Source organism: Rhodococcus sp. CX (assembly GCF_015865005.1).
Taxonomy (GTDB): domain Bacteria; phylum Actinomycetota; class Actinomycetes; order Mycobacteriales; family Mycobacteriaceae; genus Rhodococcus.
Map to the genome: position 1 here is coordinate 65,132 of NZ_JADZGH010000251.1, position 8,424 is coordinate 73,555.

Consider the following 8,424-nt stretch of genomic DNA (forward strand, 5'->3'; position numbering starts at 1 on the left):
GCTCGAACGCGCCCCCGCGATCCTGGGATCCGGGACCGAGGACGTGGAGTCGATGCTCGAAAAGATCATCAACACAGCGGATTTCGTGGGTGTGCGCTATCTCGACGAGGGGGTGGCGGCCGCGCGCGCGATCGGCCGCGTCCACATCCTCGGCGCGGACGGATCACGGCTCGGCTTCGGCACCGGCTTCCTGGTCTCCCCGCACCTGCTGCTCACCAATCATCACGTGCTGCCCGACGCGGTCATCGCGGCGGCGAGCGTCGTCGAGTTCGACTTCCAGGACGGCATCGCCGGCCGCCCCCTGACTCCCCGATCGGTGCCGCTGGATCCGGGCCGGTTCTTCGTCGCCGACCGGGAACGGGATTTCGCGCTCGTCGCGGTCGACGCGCCGCCGGATGTCCTCGCGCAGTACGGCTTCAACCGCCTGACCGAGGCCCAGGGCACGGTGGTCATCGGCGAGTTCGTGACCATCGTGCAGCATCCGCGCGGCGAGAAGAAGCAAATTGCGTTGCGGGAGAACAAGATCGTCGACATCCCCGAGATGTTCGTGCACTCTTCCGCGGATACCGAACCCGGATCCTCCGGTTCCCCGGTGTTCAACGACCAGTGGGAGGTCGTCGCGTTGCACCACGCGAGTGTGCGGGCACCGCAGCAGACCCAGTTCGGCGGATTCCTCAACGAGGGCGTGCGGATCAGCCGGATCCTGCAGTTCCTCCGCGACCGTGATCTGCCGCCCGAGCAGCGGGCGCTGGTCGAGGAGCTGACCACCGCCGAACGTCCGGAGCTGCTCACCGATCGGCCGGTCCCGCAGTCGCGCCCCGGTGCCGTGGAATCGTCGGATGGTGCAGTAACAGTGCAGATTCCGCGCGACCGGGCCGTGGAGATCACTGTGCGGGTCGGCGCGACCGGGGCGGACGCGACGATTCCACCGTCCATAACCGAGGCCATCTCCATCGATCCCGACTACAGCCGGCGCGACGGATACGACCCCGGCTTCCTCGGCGCGGCGCTGCCGCTTCCGGTCGTGACCGGTGACACGGTCTCGGTGACATCCGATGAGCTTCGCTACCACCACTTCAGCGTCGTCATGCACCGGCAGCGCCGGTTGGCTCTCTTCACCGCGGTCAACATCGACGGTGGGCTCGCGCAGAAACCGCGACGGGACAGCGACCGGTGGATCCGCGATCCGCGTCTCCCCGCCGACGAACAGACGGGGGAGGAGGTCTATCGCGACAATCCGCTCGACCGTGGTCATCTCGTGCGTCGCCTCGATCCGGCGTGGGGTCCGCTTGCGAAGGCCGCGAACGACGACACCTTCCATTTCACCAACTGCACCCCGCAGCATCACGATTTCAACGCCGGCAGCACGCTGTGGCTCGGGCTCGAGGACTACGTGCTCGGCAACGCCGACAATCGGGATCTGAAGGTGAGCGTGGTGACGGGGCCGATCCTCGCGGACGACGATCCGCTGTATCGGGGTGTCGCCCTGCCCCGCCAGTACTGGAAGGTGGTGGCGATGACGAAGTCCGACGGCACGTTGTCCGCCACCGGATATCTGCTCAGCCAGGCCGCGCTGCTCGACGAGTTCCTCGCGGGCCCGGAGGAGTTCTCGTTCGGTGCCTACCGCACCTTCCAGGTTCCGGTGCGGCGTATCGCGTCGATGACCGGTCTGGGCCTGGACGCCTACGTCGCCGGTGACCCTCTCGAGCGCATCGAGGCGGGTGTCTCGGCCCGCGAACTGCTGCGACCCCAGGATCTGATCCTGTGACCCCGATCCGGGAGTGCGGTCTGTGACCGACCGCCCGATCATTGCCCCGTCGCTCCGCTGCGACGGGGCAATGGTTGGCCCGGTTCCGGTTATCGGGGACAATATCGGTCATGTGGTGGTGGATCGCCATAGGCGTCGCGGTGTGGGTGATGGTGGCGGTGGCCGCCGCGCTGATCATCGGGCGCATTCTCCGCCGTGCCGACGTGGAGGAGCAGATCGTCGAGATTCAGCGCAGCCAGCGGGACGGCTCACATACGGAATTGAGCTGACACGCCGAAATCGTTTGTACTAGCGAGTAACGATCTTTATCGCTACTGTCCACTGCGGTCGTCCTCCAACCCCCCTGCGTGGGCGGCCGCGCAGGCTGGTCGTCCCCCCATCACCGGTCTGCAGAGACCCCGCCGACCCCCCCACCACTGTCGGCGGGGTTTCGCCTTTCCGGCGCGCGTAACGACCGTTCGGGTCGATATCCTCGCGACATGACGACGGGACCGCGGATCACCATCACGTACTGCACGCAGTGTCAATGGCTGCTGCGTGCCGGATGGATGGCGCAGGAACTCCTGAACACCTTCGGTTGCGATCTCGGTGAGGTAGCACTGATTCCCGGCACGGGTGGAATCTTCCAGGTGACCGCGGACACGCAGCTCGTGTGGGATCGCAAACGGGACGGGGGCTTTCCCGACATCGTCACCCTGAAGCAGCGGGTGCGTGACGTCGTCGATCCCGATCGTGATCTCGGGCACGGGGACCGGCCGACGCGCGCCTAGAGCCTCCCGGCTGTTCCGCCCCGAGACCGTTAGCGTGGGTACGCACCATCCATCAGGTGGGCCGTTCAGGGAGACCGCGAATCGCGGTGCGGCCACCGACATGCACAGGGAAGCAAGGGGAGGACATACCCATGACCATGTTCGCGAAGAGTGCTGCTGTGACAGCGCTGGGAGCCGCGACGATTGCGGTGCTCGCACCCGCCACAGCGACCGCAGCGGGCGCACCCGACGTCTCGGTATCCGCGCAGCCCGGCGCGGTGCGGGTCGATTTCGATTTCCGCGGCGTCGACGTCGCGCTCGGCGTCACTTGCATCACCTACGTCGTCGCCCAGCAGGGCACTCTGGACGCGGCGGAGCCGTCGGGACGCCGTGATGCCCAGCCGGCAGGCTCGAGTTTCTCGATCACGAACACCAGCACCTCGGCTGCCACGTACGTCGGTGAGAACGGTCCGGTTTCGGCGGGTCCGCGTGCCATCACGCCCGGGACCTACGACGTCTTCTGGGGTTGCCAGGACGCCGAGGGCAAAAGGTGGGAGAACATCTTCGGCCCGTCGGGACGGCCGTTCGTCTCCCCGATCACCGTGACGGTGCCCGGCGAATCTGCCGCGACCTCGCCGTCGCAGAGCAGTCCGGCCTCGGGAGGCGCAGCACCGGCCGTGCCGCCGGCACCTGCTGCTCCGCAGGCGCCGGCCGGCCCGGTGGCACTGGTGACGGAGGGTCTGCAGGCGCTGTCCACCCTCGTCGGGATCGCCTGATCCCCGGTACCGCGCCGATCCCGGCCACGTAACATTCGGCGAACGTCGCCCGACGTAGCGTTGGCATGGTTTGTCCGGATCGGTGCGGGAGAGGTCCCCAGTGTCAGAAGGAAGCATCCGCGACGCACAGTTGCGTCGTGAACTCGGTGTTCCCCCATCGTTCGACCTGCTGGGGCACCTCCGGGATCTCGCTCGCGTTGCCCTGCCCGCGTTCCTGATCGCAGCGGTCGGCGCCGCGCTCGTCTTCGTCGTGCGCGACAGCGGACCGGGCGTCTACGAGTCCCGGGTGGTGGCGGAGATCCGCAGCACCTCCCCGATGTACGGCGGCGACGCGAACCTCGGGCAGCTCACCGCGCCCTACGTCGCACTGTCCTCGGACTCCGAGGTGGTCGCGCTCATCGGGGAGGCGATGGGTGAGGGCTGGGATGCGGCGACCGTCGAGGGCCACATCGAGGTTTCGCCCGGTCCGTCGCCCACACTGCTGATCGTGAACGCCACTGCGGACTCCCAGGCCGAGGCCGACGAGCTCACCGGAATCGTCGTGACCTCGCTCGACCGGGTGCAGTCCGGGCGGAACCGGGCCGCCGTCGACGCGAGCGTGGCCGGGCTCGACACGACCATCGCGGACCGGCGTGCCGAACTCGCGAGCCTCGACCCGGAGTCCCCGGCGTATGCGGCGTTGCAGGGTGAGATCGACGCGCGAATCGACGAACAGCGTCAGCTCCGCGCCAGCTTCGGAAGTACCCAGCTGCAACTGCTGGCGTCGCCGAACAGCAGCGGCGAGAAGGTGTCACCGAAGCCGGCCGCCGAGGCGATGGTCGCGTTCCTCGCGTTGTTCCTCGCCGCCGCCGAGGCCCTGGTGGCGCTGAGCGGTCGCCGCGGCACCACCAACAGCCCGGAATGGGCGCGGCGGCTGTCCCGCCGCTACCGGACCGCACTGCAGATCGAACACACCGACGCCCTCGGCCTGCCGCTGGACACCACCGTCATGGTGAATCAGCGTGCCTCCCTGAGTGAGTCGATCCTGATCCTCGCGGGCGCCGGAGTGCAGTCGGACCCGCGGAGCTTCACCGGTGCCGCCGCGGACCGGATCACGCGGGCCGCGTTGACCGACCGCTGGTGGCAGTCGGTCCCGACCGACGAACTGGCGCTCGCGGTGGTCGTGGTCGCAGCCGCCGAGAGCGAGCGCGCAGCCGTCGAGGACGCAGTGCGCGCCCTGGCCGAGATCGAGGTGCCCACCCGACTCGTGCTGCTCGCGGCGGGACCGCGCGGAAGCCTGTTCGGTGCACTGGGTTCACTGCGCGCCCCAGGTTCTCTCCGCTCCTCAGGTGCTCGGCGTGCCACAGACACGTCCGTCGCCCCGACCCCGGTTCCGACGCCGACCCCGACCCCGGTTCCGACGCCGACCCCGGCGGAACCGGCGGCACGGAACGTCCCGGCTTCCCCCGTGGCGCCGGCCGCACCGGGTTGGGCAGAGAGCCGTCCGCCGAGCACGCCCGCGAGCGTCGAACAGGTCTGGCGCACGTCCCGGCCTCCCGAGACCTGGAGGGCCCCTGCGCCCTACGGCCAGCAGATTCCGATGCCGTACCCGGGTCAGGGCAACGGACACCCTACACAGCAGGACAGGGCCGAACTCGGTGCACAGATCGTGCACGACGATCCGCGCGGACCGGGTACGCCCCCGGACTCGTGGGGCCGCTGACGGTTACGACACGACCGGGGGTGGCGTCGTGGGCTCCGAGTCGAGGATGTCGGAAACCCCGGTGCATGCGGTTGCGGCCGATTGCACCACAGCCAGAGACGGTTTCGCGGTGAAGTTGTACTCGAGCAAACCGAAGTTCTGTTCGCGGTCGGACAGGTTGGTGCCGTGGTTGCGCAGCGTGTACACGAACACCTTGTCGACGTACCCGAGCCGGCGTGCCTCCGCGATGCCGTCGCGGATGATGTCCGCCTGCCGTTGTGCGCTCACCGCGTCGCTCGCCCGGCCCGTCGGTGCGCCGAATTCGGTCGCCCAGATCTCGGTGGCCGAGTCGCCGTACTGCACCATCGTGTCCCGCATGAACCGCATGCGGTAGAAGGTGTTCCAACTCTGGGTGCTCGCGTCGGACGGTAGCGCCGGCCAGCTGTAGGGGTGGACGGACAGTGCGTCGAAATACTGTTGTGCTCCACGCTGATAGAGCTGCTGCACATAGGTGGTGGGCGCGATGTTCGTGCCGTCGTCGACCGCCGGTGCGAGGCCTCCGTTGAGGATCATCGCGCCGGGCTGCACCGAACGGATGGCCTGCGCTGCGGCGGACAGCAACTGCACGTAGGCATCCGGGTTCGGGGCGGGCCGGAAGAAGTTCACCAGATTCGGTTCGTTCCAGATCTCCCACGTGGCGATCCTGCCGTTGTAGCGCTCCGCGGCCTGCTTCGCGAAGGTCGCGAAAGCCGCCGGATCCGCGGGCCGGCCGTGCGAATCGGAGGTGCCGGCCACCCGGGCCCAGGCCGGGGTGTAGGTGACGATGCCGAGCAGATTCAGTCCGCGGGCACGGGCCCGGTCGACGAGCCGATCGATCGCAGACCAGTTCTGTTGTCCTCGGGTGGCTTCCACGACGGACCAGTCGATGTCGAATCTCAGCCAGCGGATTCCCGTGTTCCACATGGTGTCGAGTTCCCGGCTGAGGTCGGCATCCGAGAGACCCAGCATGGGTGCGCCACCGGAAATGCCGAGGTCGGAGGTGGTGCAGCCGGTCGGTGGAGGCGGTGCGGGCGGAGCGCAGGCGACGGTGGCGGCGAGGAATCCGGCGACGAGCACCGGCACTGCGGATCGGAACAGGCGTGAATGTCGCACGGCGATACCTTCTTCCGGTCACGTCCGGTGTCCGGACGTCTGGCGGTACCCGGGCGTGCGCAGGCATGAGCCGCGGCCTGTAACCTACGAGCGTCCCGGACCGATACCCCGGCGAGGGCATCGGTGACAACGGTTACCACCCGTCACAGTGGTAACAGCAGTAACAGAGCCATCGGGAAGAATGTATCGACATGAGGGGCCGTGCCGCCGGTATTTGCCGACGATTTTCGTACACGGCTGTCGGCAGACGCGAACCGGCGGCAGTGCAGCGACCCTCGTCGGGATGATTCGATGACGTTCGCGATCCACGACGAGTCCACGATCGAGACGATCCTGGACGACTGGCACGACCTGACCGCGCGCATCCCGCACCGGGTGGCGACCCGTCCGTCCTACGCATTGACGTGGTTCCGCGCCCTCGGCCGCGGACGCCTCGCGGTGTGCGCCGTCCGCCGCCACGGACGTCTCGTCGCGGTGGCACCGCTGCACAGCCGGAGTCGTCTCGGTGTCCGTGCGTACCGGGTTCTCGGGCACGGTCTCGCGACCATCGGTGGGGTGCTCGCCGAGGACGACGACGCGCTGAACGAATTGGTCGATGCCCTCGCCACCCGGCGGATTCCGCTGCAACTGACACATCTGGAATCGACGGACCCCCTCATCGTGGCCCTCCGCAGATCGAACTGCTGGCACGTCGACGCATACATCGACGATCACTGCCTGACCATCGATCTCGAACCCGGACAGACTGCGGCTGCGTTGCGCGGAAAGAAAACCCTCAAGGCGCTCCGGCGCATCGAACGATCGCTGGAGAAGGCCGGCACCCCGGCGTCCGTCGAGGTGGTCACGGAACCGGCGGATCTTGCCCGGCGATGGCCGGACATCGCCGGCGTCGCCGCCCGCGCCGACGCCGACAGCGGCCGCGTCGACTTCTGTGCCCCGCCGATCGCAGCGTTCACCCGGCCGTTCCTGGAGGCAGAAGCGCGCGCCGGGTCGCTGCTCGTCGCGGGTCTGATCGTCGGCGACCGCTGGGTCGCGCACGAGATCATGTTCCGCACCGGTAGCACCGCGGAGATGTGGATGGCCCGGTTCGATCCCGACGTTGCGCACCTGCGACCAGGACACCTGCTGCATCGGTGGCTCGCCGATCACCACGACGACCTGGGCATCACCCGATTCGATTACCTGCTCGGAACGTCGGAATTCAAATCCCGTTGGGCCAACGGGGGATACGACGCGGTCACGGTCACCGCCACCCCGCGGGGCCGGCCGTTGCACCGGTGGACGCTCGACGTCGCCGACCGCGCCGCCGACCGGATCCGCCCGCTTCGATCCGTAATCGAAATACACTGACCGTCAACGGCTTCAGATGCATCCCGGGGTCGATGCGGCGCGCTGCACCACGGCCATCGCGGGTTTCGGATCGAGATCGTGGTCGACGATGCCGAAGTTCTGCTCGCGGTCGGCGGCATCGGTCCCGCGATCGACGAGACTGTAGACGAACAGTTTGTCGACGAACGGCAGCCGCCGCTGCTCGTTGATGCCGTCGCGCAGGATCTCGGCCTGCTCGCCGGGGGACACGCTGTCCTCGCCCGAACCGGTCGGCGCCCCGAACTCGGTGGCCCAGATCCGGGTGTCCCCGTCGTCGTGATCCGCCATGACGGCGTGCAGGTTCCGCATGCGGTAGTAGGCGTTCCAGCGCCGCGTTCCGGCGTCGGAGGGCAGTGCCGGATAGCTGTACGGATGCATGCCCACGGCATCGAAGTCGTCTTCGACGCCCAGGCCGTACAGCTCGTCGAGGAACGTTGTGGGGCTGATGTCGGTGCCGTCGTCGGTGGCGGGGGACAACCCGCCGGTGACGATCACCGCCTCCGGTGCTGCGGCCCGGATCGTGGCCGCCGCGGCGGAGAGAAGCCTCGCATACTGTTCGACATCCGGTGCGGGCGTGAAGAACTGCGTCAGGTTCGGCTCGTTCCAGATCTCCCAGTGGCGCACCGTACCCGCGTACCGGGCCGCGGCATCCCCGGCGAAGCGGCCGAACTCGGCGGGATCGGAGGGACGGCCGTGCGAGTCGTTCCCCGCCTCGTCGACGCGTGCCCACGCGGGGGTGTTGGTGATCAGACCGAGCACCTGCAATCCGCGTTCGGTGGCCGCGGCCACGACCCGATCGACACCGTTCCAATCGCTCCGGCCGCGTTCCGGTTCGATCGTCGACCAGTCCACGTCGAAGCGGATCCAGCGGGCGCCGGACGCCTCGACGAGGTCGAGATACCGCTCGAGACGGTCGGCGGGCATCGCGTC

8 protein-coding genes are annotated in these 8,424 nt (G+C 68.3%); 6 read left to right on the forward strand and 2 right to left on the reverse strand.

Translation table 11 applies throughout. The features are described 5' to 3' along the window. From I0Q12_RS27160 to I0Q12_RS27180, 5 genes are all read left to right on the forward strand, one after another. Nucleotides 1-1,768: DNA/RNA non-specific endonuclease (locus I0Q12_RS27160; RefSeq protein WP_197256483.1), on the forward strand; the 1,768-nt coding region annotated here is incomplete at its 5' end. Nucleotides 1,769-1,878: 110 nt separating this feature from the next. Further along, nucleotides 1,879-2,037 (forward strand): hypothetical protein, encoded by a 159-nt coding sequence (locus I0Q12_RS27165; RefSeq protein WP_197256484.1) that lies wholly within the window; start codon nt 1,879-1,881, stop codon nt 2,035-2,037. 210 nt (nt 2,038-2,247) lie between these two features. Beyond that, nucleotides 2,248-2,538 carry a SelT/SelW/SelH family protein gene (locus I0Q12_RS27170; protein ID WP_197256485.1) on the forward strand — a complete coding sequence of 97 codons (291 nt, stop codon included), beginning with the start codon at nt 2,248-2,250 and terminating at the stop codon, nt 2,536-2,538. Nucleotides 2,539-2,669: 131 nt separating this feature from the next. Then, entirely contained in the window at nt 2,670-3,293 is a 624-nt protein-coding gene (locus tag I0Q12_RS27175; protein WP_197256486.1) for a hypothetical protein, read from the forward strand. A gap of 100 nt (nt 3,294-3,393) precedes the next feature. After that, entirely contained in the window at nt 3,394-4,995 is a 1,602-nt protein-coding gene (locus I0Q12_RS27180; RefSeq protein WP_197256487.1) for a hypothetical protein, read from the forward strand. A gap of 3 nt (nt 4,996-4,998) precedes the next feature. Here the strand turns inward: I0Q12_RS27180 and I0Q12_RS27185 are convergent, their stop codons facing one another. Continuing rightward, nucleotides 4,999-6,126, reverse strand: a complete 1,128-nt coding sequence (locus tag I0Q12_RS27185) for a cellulase family glycosylhydrolase (RefSeq protein WP_197256488.1) — start codon at nt 6,124-6,126, stop codon at nt 4,999-5,001. Between the two features lie 291 nt (nt 6,127-6,417). Between I0Q12_RS27185 and I0Q12_RS27190 the strand changes: the two genes are divergently transcribed. Next, nucleotides 6,418-7,476: a GNAT family N-acetyltransferase gene (locus I0Q12_RS27190; protein WP_197256489.1), complete on the forward strand. Its 1,059-nt coding sequence runs from the start codon at nt 6,418-6,420 to the stop codon at nt 7,474-7,476. A gap of 12 nt (nt 7,477-7,488) precedes the next feature. Here I0Q12_RS27190 and I0Q12_RS27195 read toward each other — a convergent pair. Further along, nucleotides 7,489-8,424, reverse strand: a 936-nt coding sequence (locus tag I0Q12_RS27195) for a cellulase family glycosylhydrolase (protein ID WP_197256491.1), incomplete at its 5' end; no start/stop codon positions are given.

Bases quoted from the DNA above. Each gene is read 5' to 3' on its own strand.
- I0Q12_RS27165 (WP_197256484.1), top strand. From the start codon at position 1,879: ATGTGGTGGTGGATCGCCATAGGCGTCGCGGTGTGGGTGATGGTGGCG.
- I0Q12_RS27170 (WP_197256485.1), top strand. From the start codon at position 2,248: ATGACGACGGGACCGCGGATCACCATCACGTACTGCACGCAGTGTCAA.
- I0Q12_RS27175 (WP_197256486.1), top strand. From the start codon at position 2,670: ATGACCATGTTCGCGAAGAGTGCTGCTGTGACAGCGCTGGGAGCCGCG.
- I0Q12_RS27190 (WP_197256489.1), top strand. From the start codon at position 6,418: ATGACGTTCGCGATCCACGACGAGTCCACGATCGAGACGATCCTGGAC.